Raw genomic sequence first — 16,787 nt, forward strand, 5'->3', positions numbered from 1 at the left:
GCACGTTTTCCAGTCGCGGCTTGGCGTTGGATTTCGGTGTTCGGGGATAAAACCAAGCCAAAGCGCGCAAAAGGGAATCGTGTCATGAAAACACAAGTCAAAGCATTGGTTGTCGGCGGCGGCGCCGTGGGAACATCGATTGCCTACCATCTGGCACGTGCGGGGTGGGACGATGTCATGCTGCTAGAGCGCGACGAGCTGACCTCGGGCTCCACTTGGCACGCGGCAGGATTGCTGCCCTATTTCAACATGTCCTATGCGACGACGCATATCCACGATTATTCCATCAAGTTCTACAAGACGCTTGAGGAGGAGACAGGTCTAAATGCAGGCTTCGCCGTGGTGGGAAATTTGCGCATGGCCCAGACTGAGGAGCGGATGGAAGAGTATATGCTCTACGCCTCCACCGCCGAGACCTGTGGCGTGCCCTATGAGTGGATGACTCCCGACCAGATCAAGGCGAAGTGGCCTCTGATCCGTACCGAGGATTTGAAGGGTGCGATATACCACCAGACGGATGGCTATATTAACCCCGCCGATGTGACCATGGCGATGGCCAAGGGCGCACGCCAGCGTGGTGTTGTGATCGAGCGGAAATGGCAGGCGGACGCGTTTCATTGGAATGGTGAAGCGTGGGAAGTCACCGTCACCAAGATGGTCGAGAAGGGGGGCAATTTGATCCCTTCGGACGAGCAGGTTGTGATCACTGCCGAGCATGTGGTGACCGCCTCTGGCAACCACGCGCAGCGCACGGCGCAAATGCTGGGCATCAAGATGCCGGCAATCCCTGTCGAGCACCAATTTATCGTCATGGATCAGGACCCTGATCTAGTCAAATTCCGCGCCGAAGGTAATGTTGAGCATCCGGTCATTCGCGATGCAGACGCGCAGTCTTATGTGCGCGAAGAGCGCGGCGGCTGGATCTTGGGCGTTTATGAGAAAGACGCGCCAGCACGGTTCGAATACGGGGTGCCTGACAGCTTCCGTGCGGACCTGTTCCAGCTCAACCTTGATCGTATTGAGGATCAGTACGCAGCGATGCTGCACCGTATTCCATCTGCTGAGGACTCTGGCCTCAAGGACGACTTTAACGGCCCGATCTGCTACACGCCTGACGGCAATCCACTGGTGGGTCCTGCGCCCGGTCTGCGCAACATGTGGCTGGCCGAGGGGTTCTCGTTCGGGATCACAGCGGCGGGCGGTACAGGCTATTACCTCGCGCAGTTGATGGTGGAGGGGGAGGCCGAGATCGACATGGCTTCGCTCGATCCAAAGCGCTACGGCGACTGGATGACCACCGAGTTTGCGGCCCGCAAGAACGAGGAGGCATATGAGCACGTCTATATCCTCCACCACCCAGATGAAGAGCGTCCTGCCGCGCGGCCTTTGCGCACGTCACCCGCCTATGATCGCCAAGCCGCGCGTGGTGCGCAATTTGGCTGGGTGAATGGCTGGGAGCGTCCGAACTACTATGCGCCAGTTGGGTTTGATGATGCAGGTAGCCGCTCCTTCCGCCGTGGTGGTTGGTGGAAACATGCAGTCGAGGAAGCCAAGGCGATCCGTGAGGGCGTGGGCCTGATCGACGCGACTGCCTTTACCAAACATCTGGTCAAAGGGCCCGGTGCGACGGCTTTCCTTGACTGGTTCACCTGTAACAAGCTGCCCAATGTGGGCCGTATCAATCTCACCTATGCGCTGACGGGTGCAGGCACGACGCGCACGGAATACACCATCGTGCGTTTGGCGCAGGACGAATATTACCTTGTCAGCGCGGGTGGTTGGACAGCCTATGACAGTGACTATCTACGCAAGGCAATTGAAGATAAAGCGCCCGAGCTTGGCTATATCGAGTGTCATGACGTGACAACGCAGTGGGGCGTGTTCGCAATCGCAGGCCCCAAATCGCGTGATGTTCTGCGCGACGTGATCAAAGACGCAGACCCTGAGACAGCGCTGAGCAACAAACGCTTCCCATGGCTCACCATGCGCAATATCGAACTGGGCATGGTGCCTGTGCGCGCCATCCGCGTGGCCTATACCGGAGAGCTGGGTTGGGAATTGCACCACCCCATTGAGATGCAGAACCACCTGTTTGATCTGCTGGAAAAAGCGGGTGACAAGCATGGCATGAAGCTGGTCGGCGCACGTGCGCAGAACTGGCTTCGTCAGGAAAAATCCTATCGCGCCTTCGGCACCGAGTTGGGGCGCGATGCGACCCCGCTTGAGGCTGATCTGCCGCGTTTTGTGAACATGGACAAGGATTTCTACGGCAAGCAAGCCATGGCAGATCATGGGATCAAAGCGAAATGCGTCACTGTTCTCATTGACGGGCCGGATGATGCAGACCCTTGGGGCCGTGAAGTACTCTATCACGGTGCGACCCGCGTGGGGCGTTTGACCTCGGGAGGCTATTCTGTCGCATTTGGGAAGTCGATCGGCATGGGTTATGTCAAGCCCGAGACTGCGGTGGTCGGGACCAAATTGAAGGTCAAGATGTTCGATCAGCTGTGGGACGCCGAGATTGTCGAGGACAGCCCTTATGACCCAAAAAATACCACCATTCGGGTGGACGGCTAAACACTACATCGCCATCGCGGGCATCCTGTTCGCGGTGGTCTTTGCCGTGGGTGTGGCGCTATCGCCTAACCGCACACCTACTGTCGCTGTGATTGGTGATCGGGCCGATGAAATCCGCGCAGCGCTGAGCACTGAACAGGCTGAAGACGCGACTGTCACTATTGTCCTGCTCAATCGCTGGGACAGCCTGCGCCACCTTCCCGACATTGCAGAGTTGTGCTGGGACGCCTGTCATGACCGCGTTGCCCCGCAGATTACGCTGACCCAAATGCGGTTTGGAAAGACCCGCAAAATAGTAGTTTTCCACCTGCCTGATTTTGAGGGTAATCTCAACTGCGTTGCGACCCGCGCGGGTAATGCGCTGGAAGCACTTAAGGGTTATGGACCGTCGTGCCAGATCAAAGTGGCACACCGACATGTCTGGATATTGCCCATGGGACTGGGTCGTATATCCTGAGGGCTATTGGTGCGTGCGAGCTGCCAGCCATGCCGTCCATTCCGCGCGGCTGCCCGAAAATGCGTTGAGATCAACCTCACCTACAATTCCGTCAATCAGCCCTGTCGCCGAGTACTGCCAAAAACGCCAGCTTTCGCGGGGGTAGGCTTCGCGCGGGGTCTTGGCCGTAGTGCGCAGCCAGTATTCATAGCCGTTAAAGAATTCCAGCCTGTTCTCTTCGTAAAAGCGTGGAGTTGTGTATATAATCGGGCGCTGGCCGTAATGTGCTTCGACGATTTTGAGCCATCGGCGCATTTCGGCCTGAACCACTTTTGCTTCGGGGCGGCGGTGCGCACAGGTGGGTGAAAACGGGTTCCACTCCATATCGAGGACGGGAGGCAGCATGCCTTTAGATTTCGGTACATTCTGGATAAACCAGCGGGCCTGAACCTCGGGGGTCGTGCAGAAATAGTAGAAGTGATAGGCGCCCCGTGCGACGCCCGCTTTGCCTGCGCCGCGCCAGTGGGATTTGAACATCGGGTCCAGTAGGTCACCGCCCTCGGTCGCTTTGAGGAAAGCAAAGTTCACGCCATTGCGCCGCGCTTGGGACCAGTTAACGCTTTTCTGAAAGCGGGCGGCATCAATACCGTGAACAGGGAAACGTGAGGGGCGTTGCCCTTTGAAATCAACGGGGTCGGCATCGCTAAAGTTGGGCGCGACTGGCTCTCCCAATGGGGTCGCTTTGCCACTGTCACCACTGCCGCCACAGGCCGTTAGCAGGGAGATCAGCAGGATCGAGAGGGTGGCGCGCATGTTCATATCGGAGTCCGTTTCGCAATAAAAGCAAGGTTGTTGGCGGGCATTTCCCTCACGCTAAGGGTTAGTCCTGCGGATGTCAGCACCTCATTGATCCATCTGTCATCCTTGTACCCGATGGCGGGGTTGGCGGCGGATAACTCGGCGTGAAATTGCGCGTCTCCCTGAGAGGTAAGCGTGCCACTTCGCATGAAGGGACCGTAGAGGGTCAGGGTGCCTGTGGGCGTGAGGGCAAGAGCAGCCTCGGTCAGGATCGTGAGCGCTTGGGGCTGGGAAATGAGGTGCAGCAGATTGCCAAGATGGATCAGATCAAAGGGGGCGTGATCCGCGGACCACCCTTGTTTTGTGGCGTCTAACGCGATGGTGGGGTGCAGATTGGGGAGTTGTGTGGACGCTGCGTAGGCGTTGATGCTGGCGATGCGGTCGGCGGCGATTTCTGAGGGGAACCAGTCGACATCGGGGAGGGCCGCGGCGAGGGCTGTGACGTGTTGGCCTGTGCCTGAGGCGATCTCAAGTGCGCGGCCTTGAGGTGGCGCGACCTCGGTCAGCAAGGCCGTGATGATGGGTAGATTACGCTCAGCTGAGGGAGCAAACAGCATGGCGCCATCGATGGGGGTGGCGATACTGGCACTGGGGGGCAGGCCGCTCATGGGCGCAGGCGGTCGGGGCGCAGGGCGGCGACGGAGGCGGCATCGAGCGACGGTGTGCGGCCCGTGATCAGATCGGCCAGAAGCGTGGAGGCGGCAGGGGAGGTTTGGAAGCCGTAGCCCCCTTGGCCCGCGCACCAGACGAACTCTGGCACTTCCGGATCGCGGCCCAGAACGAGGGTGCGATCAGGGGCAAAACTGCGCAATCCTGCCCACGTGGCGATGGGGCGTTTAACAGGCTCGGACACCATATTTCCATAGCGATCAAGGCCCTCGGCGAGGGTCATGTCATCGGCGTAGGCGTCATGGGGATGGGTGGCTATTTCTTCGGCGGGAGAGACGAGGAGCGCGCCTGCGTCGGGCTTGGCGTACCAGCTCTCATTGACGCCAAAGAACATCGGCCAGCGGGATGTGTCATGGCCCCCCGGTGCCGCGAGGCGGGCCATGGAGCGGCGGTGGGGTATGATGCCAAGTGGCGTTACGCCCGCGATGCCAGCGATCAGATCGGCCCAAGCGCCAGCGGCGTTTACGAGGGTTTTGGCAGTGAATTCGGCCCCTGCGGTGACGTGCCAACCGTGGGCGTCCTGACGGATTTGGGTGACCACGGCATCGGTGATTACATGGCCGCCGTTGGCGCGAATGGTGCGGATGAAATCCTGCATCAGACGGTCTGTGTCGATGTCGAAAGCGGGCGCGTGATAGGCGGCGAGGCCCACTTTTGCAGGGTCAAGAACGGGAACGAAATCAATGGCTTCGGCGGGGGTGATGGGATGTACACCCATGTTGGCCACGTCCGCTTTGAAGGCTTCATGTTCGCTCTCGCGGGCGACGACGAGGAGGCCGCGCTGGGTCAGGTATTCGCCCTGTTGGAAATACTCCATGCTGGCGCGGTTGAGCGCTTGGACGGAAGGCGCGCCGTAGTTTTCCGCGATCAGCGCGGCGGAGCGGCCGGAGGTGTGGTAGCCTGTGGCGCTTTCCATTTCCAAAACAGTGACTTGGGCGTCAGCGCTGAGGCGGGCGGCGGCGGAGAGGCCTGCGATGCCGCCGCCGATGATGAGGATGTCGGTCATTTTGGTGTGCCTTGGATGCTGTGCCTATTGTTCGAATTTTTGGCACGGGGGCGGCGGGCGCGCAACGGGTAAAGGCGCGATCGGAACGGGTGCAGCGAATCAAGGGTTAACGGCGTTGTTTTATGGGGAATGTGGGGGGTGTTTTGCGTACAGAACCTGTGCACAGGCCGTACACCCCCCTGTGCACCTTTTGCGCAGGGGAGCGTGGTTAACGCGGCGTGCGGTGGCATTTGTTAAGGGTGCGTTAAACGCCGCCCTTTTCCACGGCGCGCTGGTAGGCGGGGCGGGCCTCAATAGAGTCTACAAAGGCCGCCAGCTTGGGGTATTTTGCGCGACCATCAAGACGCATGGCGATCTGGGCGGGAAAGCTAAGCATGATGTCGGCGGCACTCAGATCATCAAGGACGAAGTGACCCGAGGGGCGCAGGATGCTTTCCATATAGGCGAAGTGGTTGTCGAGCTCGGACGCGATGCGCGGATGCAGGGGTGCGCCAGCCTCGCCCAGTTTGCTCACGTAGAGATTGAGCAGAACGGGCGTCATAGCGGAGCCTTCGGCGAAGTGCATCGCCTCAAGGTGGCGGATGTGGGCGGTTGTGCCAGCCTTGGGGATCATCTGGGGCGCGTATTTGGAACATAGGATTTCGGTGATGGCCGCACTCTCGATCACAATCTCGCCGTCCATCTCGATCATCGGGGATTTACCCAAGGGGTGGAGTTTCAGGAGTTCTGGCGGGGCGAGATTGGTTTTCTCATCGCGGGTGTGGGTGATGAATTCGTAAGGCTCTCCGATCTCTTCGAGGAGCCAGAGGATGCGGAGCGAGCGGGACCTGTTGAGGTGATGAAGTTTTATCATGAAGCCATCCTAGGGACTGGGATTGGAATGGGAAGATTTAGTTTGAAGAGACGTTGCGCTACGCTTGTCTCGTTGCAGTTCAGGCCATAGGGAGATGGGGTGGGCGTTTCCCCACCTGTATTTTGGCGCAACTTTTATGTTTAGTCGTCCTTCATCCCAAGTCACAGGCTTTGCCGCTGCTTGGAGCATTGTTTTTGTCTGGTCTTTCTGGCTAATCGTGAGCCGCGTGGCGCAGGACAGCGGGCTGACGGTCTATGATCTGGCGGCAATGCGCTATGGCTTGGCCTCGATCATCGCATTGCCATTGTGCCTTTATTATAAACCGTGGCGGGGTTTGAGTTGGATTCAGATTGTGGTTCTGTCGTTCATACTGGGGCCAGTTTATATCATCGCTGTATTTTCGGCGTTTTTATATGCACCAGCGGCGCATGGTGGGATATTTATGAACGGGATTTTGCCGCTAATCAGTATCCTGTTCGCCTTTGTGTTGTTCCGCCAAAGTCCTAGCTTGCGGCAAGGGATGGGGGCGCTGTTGATCCTGATTTCTGCCATTGTGCTGGCATGGGACGGGAGTATTGCCAGTGATGCAGACACGTGGATCGGGGATGCACTCTTTATTGTCGGGGCGTTATTTTTCGCAACTTATGTGATCTTGTCCGAACGTTGGCAACTGGGCGCGATGCAGATTATCTTTTGCGGCACTATCGTGAACGCGGTGATTTATTTGCCGATCTGGGTGATCTGGCTGCCTTCGGGACTCGTGGAGGCACCCGTGGGACCGCTTTTGTTGCAGGCGGTCTATCAGGGGTTTGTGCCCAACCTAATCGGGTTGTTGTTTATTGCCCATGCGTCTCGGTCTATCGGAACAGCCAATACCTCGGCGATCCTCGCGGCGGTGCCGGGGGGCGGAGCAGTCTTGGGCTTTTTGATCTTGGGCGAGGCATTCAGCCTGACCAGCATCATGGCGATTGCATTGCTGACATTGGGTTTGCTGATTACGGTGCGGCGCAGAGCGGTGCCGCCCGTTTGAGCCTGTGCAATAAAAAAGGCCCCACCTCGGGCAGGGCCTTCCTAAGTTCAAATGTTAATGCCGCTTACTGCGGGATGTCGCCTTCGATGCCTTCAACGTAGAAGTTCATGCCGGCCAATGTGCCGTCATCTGCTGTCTCGCCGTCTGCCAAGAACGCTGTGCCGTCTTGCTTGTTCAGCGGACCTGTGAAGGCGTGGTATGAGCCGTCGGCGAGGGATGCTTTGAGGGCAAGTGCCTGCTCCTTTACATCTGCGGGAACCGCGTCGGAGATTTCACCGATGCCGACCATGCCTGCGCCGATGCCGTCCCATGTATCCGTTGAGGACCATGTGCCGTCTTTGACTGCCTGAACACGGGCGATGTAGTAGGGAGCCCAGTCATCGATGATTGACGAGACGCGCGGGAACGGTGCGTACTGGCCCATGTCAGACGCTTGGCCGAATGTGATTACGTTGCCCGCTTCTTGAGCAGCTGCCTGTGGTGCTGTGGAGTCTGTGTGTTGCAGAACCACGTCAGCGCCTTGCTCGATCAGGACCTTGGCTGCGTCCGCTTCTTTTGCGGGGTCGAACCATGTGTAGGCCCAGACAATTTTAAACTGTACGTCAGGGTTAACTTTGCGTGCGTGGATAAAGGCAGAGTTGATGCCGCGGATGACTTCGGGGATCGGGTAGGAGCCGATGTAGCCGATGATGTTTGACTTGGTCATGGAGCCAGCGATGTGGCCTTGGATCGCGCGACCTTCATAGAAGCGTGCGGAGTAGGTGGAAACGTTGTCTGCGCGTTTGTAGCCTGTGGCGTGCTCGAACTTCACGTTCGGGAACTTCTTTGCCACGTTGATGGTCGGGTCCATGTAGCCGAAGGAGGTGGTAAAGATCAGCTCGGCGCCGTCGAGTGCCATTTGTGTCATTACACGCTCGGAGTCAGGGCCCTCGGCCACGCTCTCGACGAAGACGGTCTCGACGCTGTCGCCGAATTCTTTTTCAACGGCAAGGCGGCCCTTGTCGTGCTCAAAGGTCCAGCCACCGTCACCGATGGGACCGACGTAGACAAAGCCGACTTTTGTCTTGGCGTGGCCGTCGGCAAAGGCGGATGTGCCCATGGATGCGGCAAGTGCCGTGCCGAGCAGCAGTTTGGCCGCGGCGCGTTTGGTGAATGTCATGTGAGAAGTCTCCCCAGAGTGTTGTTCAAGCAGATATGCCTCAGGACGAGGCGTGGAATATGCGTCCCAGTGATCCCGGTGCGGCGCTGCGGGAGCGCGACAGAAACACAAGGACGATAATGGTTATGACGTAAGGCGACATTGCCAGATATTCGACGGGAATGGCAACGCCTGCGCCCTGAAGATTCAGCTGTAATTGCACAAGACCGCCGAAAAGATAGGCACCCGCCAGCACGCGCAGGGGCCGCCATGAGGCGAATACCACCAGCGCGAGTGCGATCCAGCCGATGCCAGCGGTCATGCCTTCGGTCCATTGGGGTACGCGGATCAAGCTGATGTATGCTCCGCCCATACCGGCGCATGCGCCGCCGAACATGATGGCCAGTGTGCGGATACGCTTGACCTTGAACCCCAGCGCGTGGGCGGCATCGTGGTTTTCACCGACAGCACGTAGTGTCAGGCCGATGCGGGTGTATTTTAGCACAGCCCAAACGGCCACAACCAGTGCGAGGCCGAAGTAGACGATGATATCATGGCTGAGCAGGATGGGGCCAAGCACGGGAATATCGGCGAGGGGTCCGAAGTTCACATCGCCCATGCGTGGCGGTTTGATGCCCACATAGCTTTGCCCCAGCAGAGCGGAAAAGCCGAGGCCGAAAAGTGTGAGGGCGAGGCCAGAGGCCACCTGATTGGCGAGCATGACTTGGGTCAGAAAGGCGAAAAGCAAGCTGAGAGCAGCGCCACCAACGGCAGCGGCGGCAAAGCCCAGCAGGGGCGAGCCTGTCTCAACGGCGGTGGCAAAGCCGCAGATCGCGCCGATAATCATCATGCCCTCGACCCCAAGGTTCAATACGCCAGTGCGCTCCACGACCAGTTCGCCGATGGCGGCAAAGATGAGCGGGGTCGCGGCGACGAAAAAGCCTGCGATAAACAGGATCGGATTGATTGCTGATAGATCCATTATGCGGTCTCCGTCCGGCCAAACTTCAGCCGGTAATTAGTGAAGAGATCAAAGGCGAGCAGGAAGAACAGCAGCATCCCTTGGAACACCTGAATGGCGGCGGCAGGAAGGCCCATTTTGGATTGCGCGATATCGCCGCCGATATAGGTGAGCGCCATGAGGCCGCCGGCAAACAGGATACCCACAGGATGCAAACGGCCCAGAAAGGCGACGATGATCGCGGTAAAGCCATATCCTACATTGAAATCAATCGTGACCTGACCTGCGGGGCCAGACACCTCAAACATCCCTGCCAGACCAGCAAGCAACCCCGACATGCCCAGACAGAACAACACCAACCGTGCAGGGTTCACACCGGAGAAAGCGGCGGCGCGGGGCGCATCGCCCGTAACGCGAATGGCAAAGCCGAGGCGGTGGCGCGCAAGCAGAACATAGGCAAAGATCACAGCGATGAAAGCGGCAACGACACCCCAGTGCATACCTGACCCTGCGATTAGATCGGCGTTATGCGTGCTGGCATATTGCTGCAGGTTGCGCGAGCCTGGGAAGCCGAACCCTTCGGGGTTTTTGAGCAGGCCCAGCGACATGGAAGCAAGGAACTGCTCTGCCACATAGACCAGCATGAGCGAGACAAGGATTTCGTTTGTTCCGAATTTTACGCGCAGGATGGCGGGGATCATTGCCCAAATCCAGCCACCGAATGCGCCTGCAATGACCATGAGCGGGAAGATGAACGCGCTTTCTATCGGGTAAAATGCCAGCCCCACGCCGGCACCGAACAGCGCGCCCATGATATACTGGCCTTCGGCGCCGATGTTCCAGATGCCCGCCTTGAACCCTAGGCTTAGGCCGATCGCTATGAGGACCAAAGGCGCGCCTTTTATCAGCAGTTGAGGGCGGTAGAAGAAGGCGAATTCGCCAAACAACGGTTCCCAGAAAATCGTAGTGATCGCCTCGAATGGATCCTTGCCAAGGGCCATAAACAGCAACCCTCCAAAGACCATTGTGGCCAGCACAGCCAATAAGGGTGCGGCGAGAGAGAAAGCGCGGCTTGCCTCGGGGCGTTTGACTAGCGCGATCATGCGATGCCCCCTGTCACGAGGCCTATCTTCACTTTGCTTCTAAACTGAAATCCCGCGGCTTCAAACATGCGCCACCTCCATGTCGTGCGCACCACCCATCATCAGGCCAATCTCTTCTACTGTGATACCCTGCGCCGGCCGTGGCGGGGTCAGGCGTCCCTCATTCAGCGCGGCAAAGCGGTCGGAGATTTCCATCAACTCGTCGAGGTCCTGAGAGATCACAATCAGGGCGGCCCCATTTTTCGCAAGATCAAGCAGGGCTTGGCGGATGTCGGCAGCGGCGGAGGCGTCGACGCCCCAAGTTGGCTGGTTCACGACAAAGACCTCGGGCGCTTGCATGACTTCGCGGCCGATGACAAATTTTTGCAGGTTGCCGCCCGAAAGGGACCGCGCAGCAGAGGCTGCGCTGGGCGTGCGGACGTCGAATTTGGCAATCACGGCCTCGGCGAAGGTGCGCGCTGCGGGCCAGTCGAGAAAGCCGCTTTTGTCCAGCCCCATGCGGGCGGCCCCTGTGAGCATGGCGTTTTCGGTGAGGGACATGTCGGGTGCGGCGGCGTGGCCCATGCGCTCTTCCGGAGCGGCGAGTAGGCCTGCCTTGCGCCGGAGCGTTGGGCCATGAGGGCCGATGTCTGTGCCTTTGTAGCTGATCATACCGCGTGCAACGGGGCGTTCGCCCGAGAGAGCGGCGAGGAGTTCGTCCTGTCCGTTGCCTGCAACGCCGCCGATGCCGAGGATTTCACCGCTGCGCAATTCTAGGGAGATGTCTTTCAGAGCCATGCCAAAGGCGTTGGGGGCAGGGGCGGTGAGGTTTGTTAGAGTGAGGACTGTGTCGCCTGCGGTCTGGCCCGCGCGGGTGGGGGTTTGCAGTAGCTTGCCGACCATCATTTCCGCCATCTCGCGCGCGGTGGTATCGCGGGGGGTGCATTCGCCGACGACTTTGCCCAATCGCAGAATGGTGGCGTGGTCGCACAGGGTCCGGATCTCTTCGAGTTTGTGAGAGATATAGAGGATTGCTGTGCCTTCCGCGCTGAGTTTGCGCAGGGTTTTGAACAGGATTCCTACTTCTTGCGGGGTGAGGACGCTGGTGGGTTCGTCCATGATTAACAGTTTAGGCTCTTGGAGCAGGCAGCGGATGATCTCGACACGCTGGCGTTCGCCTGCGGACAGGTCACCTACGATGCGGTCGGGGGACAGTGGCAGGCCGTAAGCCTCAGAAACTTTGGTGATTTGGGCGGAAAGCGCGCTGAGCTTGGGGGCGTGCTCCATACCGAGGGCGATGTTTTCGGCGACAGTCATCGCGTCGAAGAGTGAAAAGTGCTGGAACACCATGCCGACCCCAGCGGCGCGGGCGGCGCGCGGCTCGGACGGGGTGAAGGGCGCGCCGTTCATCTGCATCGTGCCTGTGTCGGGTTTGACGAGGCCATAGATCATTTTGACCAGTGTCGATTTGCCTGCGCCGTTTTCACCCAATAGCGCGTGGACCTGACCTGCGCTGATCTCAAGCGAGACGGAATCATTGGCGACCACGCCGGGGTAGGCTTTGGTCAGGGCAGAAAGGGACAACAGCGGTGGGGTCATTAGGAAACCTTGGCTTGGGAGTCGCAGATTAATGTGCGGACGGTGCCATGTGCAATCTGATCGGGGTGTTTGCCAAGGGATTTATCACCGATTGGGCAGATAATGGGCGATGGGTCGAGGTTCATCTCGCGTAGACGTTTGGAAAAGCGCGCCCATTTCGTCTGTGAACCGATGAGGCCAGTGCTGGCAGCGCCGCGTTTGAGGAGGACGGCGCAGAGGGCGAGGTCGATCTCGTGGGAGTAGGTGAAGATGAGGTGATGGGCGGATGTTGGTGCGCGGGAGGCGAGAAGGGGCATGTTCGCCGCGAGTGCTTGGGTAACATGCGGGGGAATATGGGAAGGGAAGCGGTCGGGTGTGGTGTCGATCCATGTGATCTTGAACCCCTGTGGGGGAGCGGTTTTGACGACCGCACGGCCGACGTGACCTGCCCCCCATATCCAGAGTTCTGCTGGGTCTGTCGTACCAATTTTTAGAGTGGGGATATCGACCGACGGCTGTTCTGCGCTGTGATTGCGCGAATAGGTATAGAGCAGCGTAACAGACCCGCCGCAGCATTGGCCAAGATTGGGGCCGAGGGGAATGGCCTCGCACTGCTCTGCGCCATCTGTTGCGAGAATGCGGCGGGCTGTTGCAATGGCTTGGTATTCTAGTGCGCCGCCGCCGATGGTGCCTTTTGTCTGGCTTGCCGTGACGGTCATACCCGTTCCCGCATTGCGCGGGGTAGAGCCACGGGTGGCAGTGATTTCAATGTAGATGGCACTTTTTGCTTCAGCCATCACCTTTTGTCCTTGTGATGGCGTTCAGGACAGCTTCGGCAGTGGCCGGCGTTTGGAGGTCGGCATAGATCGGGCCGCAGGATTGGATGGCATCGGCCAGCGCGGACCATGTGGAGATGCCAAGCATGAATGGCGGCTCGCCCACCGCTTTTGAGCGGTAGATGGTGTGTGCGGGGTTTGGCTGGTCCCAGAGTGCCACGTTGAAGATATCGGGGCGGTCTGAGCAGGCGGGAATTTTATAGGTCGCGGGTGCGTGGGTTTTGAGCGCGCCTGTGTCGTCCCAGACAAGTTCTTCGGTGGTAAGCCAGCCTGCACCTTGGACATAGCCGCCCTCGATCTGGCCGATATCCAAGGCGGGGTTCAGGGATTGGCCTGCGTCGTGCAGGATGTCGGTGCGCAAGATCCGGTTTTCGCCTGTGAGCGTGTCGATGACGACTTCGGTGATCGCGGCGCCGTAAGCGAAGTAGAAGAAGGGCTGGCCCACGCCTTTGATCCGGTCCCATTTGATGTCGGGTGTTTTGTAGAAGCCTGTGGCCGACAGGCTGATGCGGGCCTCATAGGTTTTTTGGGCGGCTTGCGCGAAGGTGAAGGTTTGTTCGCCTACTTTGACGTGGCCGTTTTGGAAGGTGATCTGGTCGGCGGGGCAAGTGTAAAGCGTAGCGAGGTGATCGGCTATGCGCTGCCGTATGGTTTGGCATGCATTTAGGACCGCCATGCCGTTGAGATCGGTGCCAGAGCTGGCTGCGGTGGCGGAGGTGTTGGGAACTTTTGCAGTGTCGGTGGCGGTGATTTTGATCTGGCTCACGGGCACGCCGAATTCGGAGGCGGCGATCTGGGCGACCTTCTGGAACAGCCCTTGGCCCATCTCTGTTCCACCGTGGTTGAGGTGGATGGAGCCGTCTTGGTAGACGTGGACGAGTGCGCCTGCTTGGTTCAGGTGCGTCAGCGTGAAGGAGATGCCGAATTTGACAGGGGTGAGGGCAATCCCGCGTTTGAGGACGGGGTTTTTGGCGTTCCATTCATTGATGTTTTTGCGGCGCTCATGATAGTTGGCGCTGGTGGTTAGGCGCTCGGTCAGGGCGTTGATAATGCAATCTGTGACGGGCTGTTGGTAGGGGGTAGTTTGGTCGGCGTTGTCGTCGCTGTAGTAATTGGCGCGGCGGATCTGGAGTGGGTCGCGGCCAAGATGGGCGGCGATGTGATCCATGACGCGCTCGATACCGACGATCCCTTGGGGACCGCCGAAACCACGAAAGGCAGTAGCGCTTTGCGTGTTGGTTTTGAGGCGGTGCGAGGTGATGCGGATATGCTCAAGATGGTAGGCATTGTCGGCGTGCAGCATGGCGCGGTCGGCCACAGGAAGCGACAGGTCCATCGCCCAACCGCAGCGGGCGTAATGGGTGAAGTCGAGGGCGGTGATGCGGCCCTGATCGTCGAAGCCTGCGTCATAAATCACGCGAAAATCGTGGCGCTTTCCGGTGACCATCATGTCGTCGTCGCGGTCATAGCGCATTTTGCAGGGTTGGCCAGTATGCCGTGCAGCGATTGCGCATGCGACCGCCAAAGCGTTGCCTTGGCTTTCTTTTCCGCCGAAGCCGCCGCCCATGCGGCGGGTCTCGACCCTCACAGAATGCATCGGGAGGCCGATGGCTTCGGCCACTTTGTGCTGGATCTCGGTAGGGTGCTGGGTGGAGCTGTGGACCAGCATATCGCCGTTCTCGCCGGGGAGGGCGAGGGCAGCTTGGCCCTCTAGGTAGAAGTGTTCCTGACCGCCGATTCCCAAGCTGCCGGTGAGGCGGTTCTTGGATTTTGGCAGGGCGGTGTCGGGGGTGCCTTTGGTGTAAATGCGGGGGCCGTCCTCGAAGCGGGAGTTGGAAGCCATGGCTTGGTCGATGGTGAGGATTGGTGTCTCGGGGGCGATGGTAATCTCGGCCAGACGGGCCGCTTTTCGCGCGGCGAGGTGGCTGGTGGCGATCACCATGAAGATTGGCTGGCCGATGTAGTGGACTGTGCCTGTCGCGAGTAGAGGCTCATCGTGATTGGAGGGAGAGACGTCGTTGGCGAAGGGGAGGTCGCCAGCAGTGAGGACGGCGATGACGCCTGCGGCGGTTCGGGCGGCATCAAAGTTCATGGCGGTGACTGTTCCGCAGGCCTGGTCGCTTAGCCCGAAGGCGAGGTGCAGGGTGCCTGTGGGGGTCGGGATGTCGTCAACATAGCGGGCGGTGCCTGTGACGTGCAGATGTGCGGCGTCATGAGGGAGCGGTTTTCCGACGCTCACGTTTGGGGCGCTCATGATGTCACCTCATGCAAGTCTGTTGCCGTGCCGTTTATACTGTGGAAGGCGCGGAGCAGTGCGTTTTGGGCAACCTTCATGCGGTAGTCGGCGGAGGCGCGCATGTCGGACACTGGCGTGAAGTCATGTGTGAGGGCCTGCATGGCGGATTGGATTGTGGTGAGCGTTGCGGGTTGGCTTGTGAGGGCCGCCTCGGCGTGTCTGGCGCGGGCGGGGGTGCCCGCCATGCCGCCGTAGGCGAGGCGGGTTTGGCCGAAAGTGCCGTCATGCACGGGCAGGTTCAGGCAGGCGCAGACGGCGGAGATGTCTTGGTCAAAGCGTTTGGAGATTTTGATGCAGTGAAGTGTATAGGGTTGTTTGGGAACGGTAATTGCTTCGACGAATTCGCCGCGTTGGCGGTCCTGTTTGCCGTAGGCGATGAAGAAATCCTCGAGCGGGAGTTCGCGGTGCGTGTTTTCCATACGCAGATGTATGGTCGCGCCGAGAGCGATCATTGCGGGACTGCCATCGCCGATGGGGGAGCCGTTGGCGATGTTGCCGCCAAGGGTGGCTGCGGCGCGGACTTGGGTCGAGCCGTAGCGGCGCAGCATTGACCCGAGGCTGGGGAAGTGGGGTGTGAGGGTGCGCTCAACCTCTGCGATGGTGGTCATCGCGCCGATGCGCCAGTGGGTGTTGGTTTGGGTGATGCCGTGCAGGTCGGCGCATTGGTTGAGGAAGATGGGGGTGGCGATTTCGCGGAGTTGTTTGGTGACCCAGAGACCGACATCCGTGGCGCCTGCGATGAGGGTGGCGTCAGGGTTGGCGGCGTAGAGTTTTGCCAGATCGTCGGAGGATTGGGGCGCTGCCCCGTCCGCCCTTTCGGGCAGAATCTCCGGGGTCTTAAGCGCCAAATGATGAAGGTGGTCGGGGACGGGGTGTTCCTCAGATGCGATGGCCGCGCGGATAATGGGGGCGTAGCCAGTGCAGCGGCAGAGGTTTCCGGCGAGGGTGGTGTCGTAGTCAGTGTCACCGTTTAGATGGGCGGTGGCCATGCTCATCACAAAGCCCGGTGTGCAAAAGCCGCATTGACTGCCGTGGTGAGTGATCATCTCGGCTTGGACGGGGTGGAGGGGGGCATCTTTTTGGCTAAGGCCTTCAACGGTGGTAATGTGTTTGCCTTGGAGTTGCGGAAGAAAGAGGATGCAGGCGTTGAGGGGCGCGTGGCCTGTCTGGTCGGTGACCATGACGGTGCAGGCACCGCAATCACCCTCGTTGCAGCCTTCTTTGGTGCCTGTGAGGTGGCGCTCTTCGCGCAGCCAGTCGAGGAGGGTGGTTGTCGGCGTTGGCTCCGTCAAAGTGACGGAGGTGCCGTTGAGCATAAACGTGATCTGCATGGGGGTGACCCCGCCGCGGTACAAGTTGTTGGTCTGTGCAGCCCTCGATGCGGCGTAGAGGGCGGACGGGAACAGGCTACGGCGGGGGGCTGGGAAATGGCAAGGGGTTGATTGGTTTGGTGGGCCAAGTGTGATT

The 16,787-nt window shown here is 59.4% G+C and carries 14 protein-coding genes; 3 read left to right on the forward strand and 11 right to left on the reverse strand.

Going from position 1 to position 16,787, the window contains the following annotated elements; genetic code table 11:
* Window positions 1-84 precede the first annotated feature (84 nt).
* Together Q0775_RS10490 and Q0775_RS10495 are read left to right on the forward strand one after the other, a co-directional pair.
* Entirely contained in the window at window positions 85-2,577 is a 2,493-nt protein-coding gene (locus Q0775_RS10490) for an FAD-dependent oxidoreductase (protein WP_298860142.1), read from the forward strand.
* Window positions 2,540-3,034, forward strand: a complete 495-nt coding sequence (locus Q0775_RS10495) for a hypothetical protein (RefSeq protein ID WP_298860144.1) — start codon at window positions 2,540-2,542, stop codon at window positions 3,032-3,034. Before Q0775_RS10490 ends, Q0775_RS10495 begins: the two co-directional genes overlap by 38 nt.
* A gap of 3 nt (window positions 3,035-3,037) precedes the next feature.
* Here Q0775_RS10495 and Q0775_RS10500 read toward each other — a convergent pair whose 3' ends face one another.
* From Q0775_RS10500 to Q0775_RS10515, 4 genes are all read right to left on the reverse strand, one after another.
* A complete protein-coding gene (locus tag Q0775_RS10500; RefSeq protein WP_298860145.1) occupies window positions 3,038-3,832 on the reverse strand; it encodes a GH25 family lysozyme in 795 nt (264 codons plus the stop codon).
* A complete protein-coding gene (locus Q0775_RS10505) occupies window positions 3,829-4,479 on the reverse strand; it encodes a DUF938 domain-containing protein (protein WP_298860147.1) in 651 nt (216 codons plus the stop codon). The genes Q0775_RS10500 and Q0775_RS10505 overlap by 4 nt, the downstream gene beginning before the upstream one ends.
* Window positions 4,476-5,546: an FAD-binding oxidoreductase gene (locus Q0775_RS10510; protein WP_298860150.1), complete on the reverse strand. Its 1,071-nt coding sequence runs from the start codon at window positions 5,544-5,546 to the stop codon at window positions 4,476-4,478. Before Q0775_RS10510 ends, Q0775_RS10505 begins: the two co-directional genes overlap by 4 nt.
* 244 nt (window positions 5,547-5,790) lie before the next feature.
* The gene (locus Q0775_RS10515) at window positions 5,791-6,399 is read right to left on the reverse strand and encodes a glutathione S-transferase (protein WP_298860152.1); all 609 of its coding nucleotides are present in this window, start codon (window positions 6,397-6,399) and stop codon (window positions 5,791-5,793) included.
* A 136-nt stretch (window positions 6,400-6,535) separates the two neighbouring features.
* On the opposite strand from Q0775_RS10515, the gene Q0775_RS10520 reads away from it, so the two are divergent.
* Window positions 6,536-7,429, forward strand: coding sequence for a DMT family transporter (locus Q0775_RS10520; RefSeq protein WP_298860154.1), 894 nt, complete (start codon window positions 6,536-6,538; stop codon window positions 7,427-7,429).
* A 64-nt stretch (window positions 7,430-7,493) separates the two neighbouring features.
* On the opposite strand, the gene Q0775_RS10525 is transcribed toward Q0775_RS10520, so the two are convergent.
* The 7 genes from Q0775_RS10525 to xdhA all read right to left on the reverse strand — a co-directional run bounded on the left by Q0775_RS10525 (window position 7,494) and on the right by xdhA (window position 16,651).
* Window positions 7,494-8,528: a BMP family ABC transporter substrate-binding protein gene (locus Q0775_RS10525; protein WP_298861758.1), complete on the reverse strand. Its 1,035-nt coding sequence runs from the start codon at window positions 8,526-8,528 to the stop codon at window positions 7,494-7,496.
* Window positions 8,529-8,628: 100 nt separating this feature from the next.
* On the reverse strand, window positions 8,629-9,549 hold the full coding sequence (locus Q0775_RS10530; protein ID WP_298860156.1) for an ABC transporter permease: 921 nt from the start codon (window positions 9,547-9,549) through the stop codon (window positions 8,629-8,631).
* Complete coding sequence (locus tag Q0775_RS10535) at window positions 9,549-10,631, reverse strand: ABC transporter permease (RefSeq protein ID WP_298860158.1); 1,083 nt, start codon at window positions 10,629-10,631, stop codon at window positions 9,549-9,551. The genes Q0775_RS10530 and Q0775_RS10535 overlap by 1 nt, the downstream gene beginning before the upstream one ends.
* Window positions 10,632-10,691: 60 nt before the next feature.
* On the reverse strand, window positions 10,692-12,209 hold the full coding sequence (locus Q0775_RS10540) for an ABC transporter ATP-binding protein (RefSeq protein ID WP_298860160.1): 1,518 nt from the start codon (window positions 12,207-12,209) through the stop codon (window positions 10,692-10,694).
* Window positions 12,209-12,985 (reverse strand): xanthine dehydrogenase accessory protein XdhC, encoded by a 777-nt coding sequence (xdhC, locus tag Q0775_RS10545; protein WP_298860162.1) that lies wholly within the window; start codon window positions 12,983-12,985, stop codon window positions 12,209-12,211. The genes Q0775_RS10540 and xdhC overlap by 1 nt, the downstream gene beginning before the upstream one ends.
* Window positions 12,978-15,263, reverse strand: coding sequence for a xanthine dehydrogenase molybdopterin binding subunit (gene xdhB, locus Q0775_RS10550; RefSeq protein WP_298861761.1), 2,286 nt, complete (start codon window positions 15,261-15,263; stop codon window positions 12,978-12,980). The genes xdhC and xdhB overlap by 8 nt, the downstream gene beginning before the upstream one ends.
* An 11-nt stretch (window positions 15,264-15,274) precedes the next feature.
* Complete coding sequence (gene xdhA, locus Q0775_RS10555; protein ID WP_298860164.1) at window positions 15,275-16,651, reverse strand: xanthine dehydrogenase small subunit; 1,377 nt, start codon at window positions 16,649-16,651, stop codon at window positions 15,275-15,277.
* Window positions 16,652-16,787 lie beyond the last annotated feature (136 nt).

The sequence above is a fragment of the uncultured Sulfitobacter sp. genome (assembly GCF_947499945.1).
Taxonomy (GTDB): Bacteria; Pseudomonadota; Alphaproteobacteria; order Rhodobacterales; family Rhodobacteraceae; genus Sulfitobacter.

Bases quoted from the DNA above. Each gene is read 5' to 3' on its own strand.
- Q0775_RS10505 (WP_298860147.1), bottom strand. From the start codon at position 4,479: ATGAGCGGCCTGCCCCCCAGTGCCAGTATCGCCACCCCCATCGATGGC.
- Q0775_RS10515 (WP_298860152.1), bottom strand. From the start codon at position 6,399: ATGATAAAACTTCATCACCTCAACAGGTCCCGCTCGCTCCGCATCCTC.
- Q0775_RS10500 (WP_298860145.1), bottom strand. From the start codon at position 3,832: ATGAACATGCGCGCCACCCTCTCGATCCTGCTGATCTCCCTGCTAACG.
- Q0775_RS10540 (WP_298860160.1), bottom strand. From the start codon at position 12,209: ATGACCCCACCGCTGTTGTCCCTTTCTGCCCTGACCAAAGCCTACCCC.
- Q0775_RS10525 (WP_298861758.1), bottom strand. From the start codon at position 8,528: ATGGGCACATCCGCCTTTGCCGACGGCCACGCCAAGACAAAAGTCGGC.
- xdhA (WP_298860164.1), bottom strand. From the start codon at position 16,651: ATGCAGATCACGTTTATGCTCAACGGCACCTCCGTCACTTTGACGGAG.
- Q0775_RS10535 (WP_298860158.1), bottom strand. From the start codon at position 10,631: ATGATCGCGCTAGTCAAACGCCCCGAGGCAAGCCGCGCTTTCTCTCTC.
- Q0775_RS10490 (WP_298860142.1), top strand. From the start codon at position 85: ATGAAAACACAAGTCAAAGCATTGGTTGTCGGCGGCGGCGCCGTGGGA.
- Q0775_RS10520 (WP_298860154.1), top strand. From the start codon at position 6,536: ATGTTTAGTCGTCCTTCATCCCAAGTCACAGGCTTTGCCGCTGCTTGG.
- Q0775_RS10510 (WP_298860150.1), bottom strand. From the start codon at position 5,546: ATGACCGACATCCTCATCATCGGCGGCGGCATCGCAGGCCTCTCCGCC.
- xdhC (WP_298860162.1), bottom strand. From the start codon at position 12,985: ATGGCTGAAGCAAAAAGTGCCATCTACATTGAAATCACTGCCACCCGT.
- Q0775_RS10495 (WP_298860144.1), top strand. From the start codon at position 2,540: ATGACCCAAAAAATACCACCATTCGGGTGGACGGCTAAACACTACATC.
- Q0775_RS10530 (WP_298860156.1), bottom strand. From the start codon at position 9,549: ATGGATCTATCAGCAATCAATCCGATCCTGTTTATCGCAGGCTTTTTC.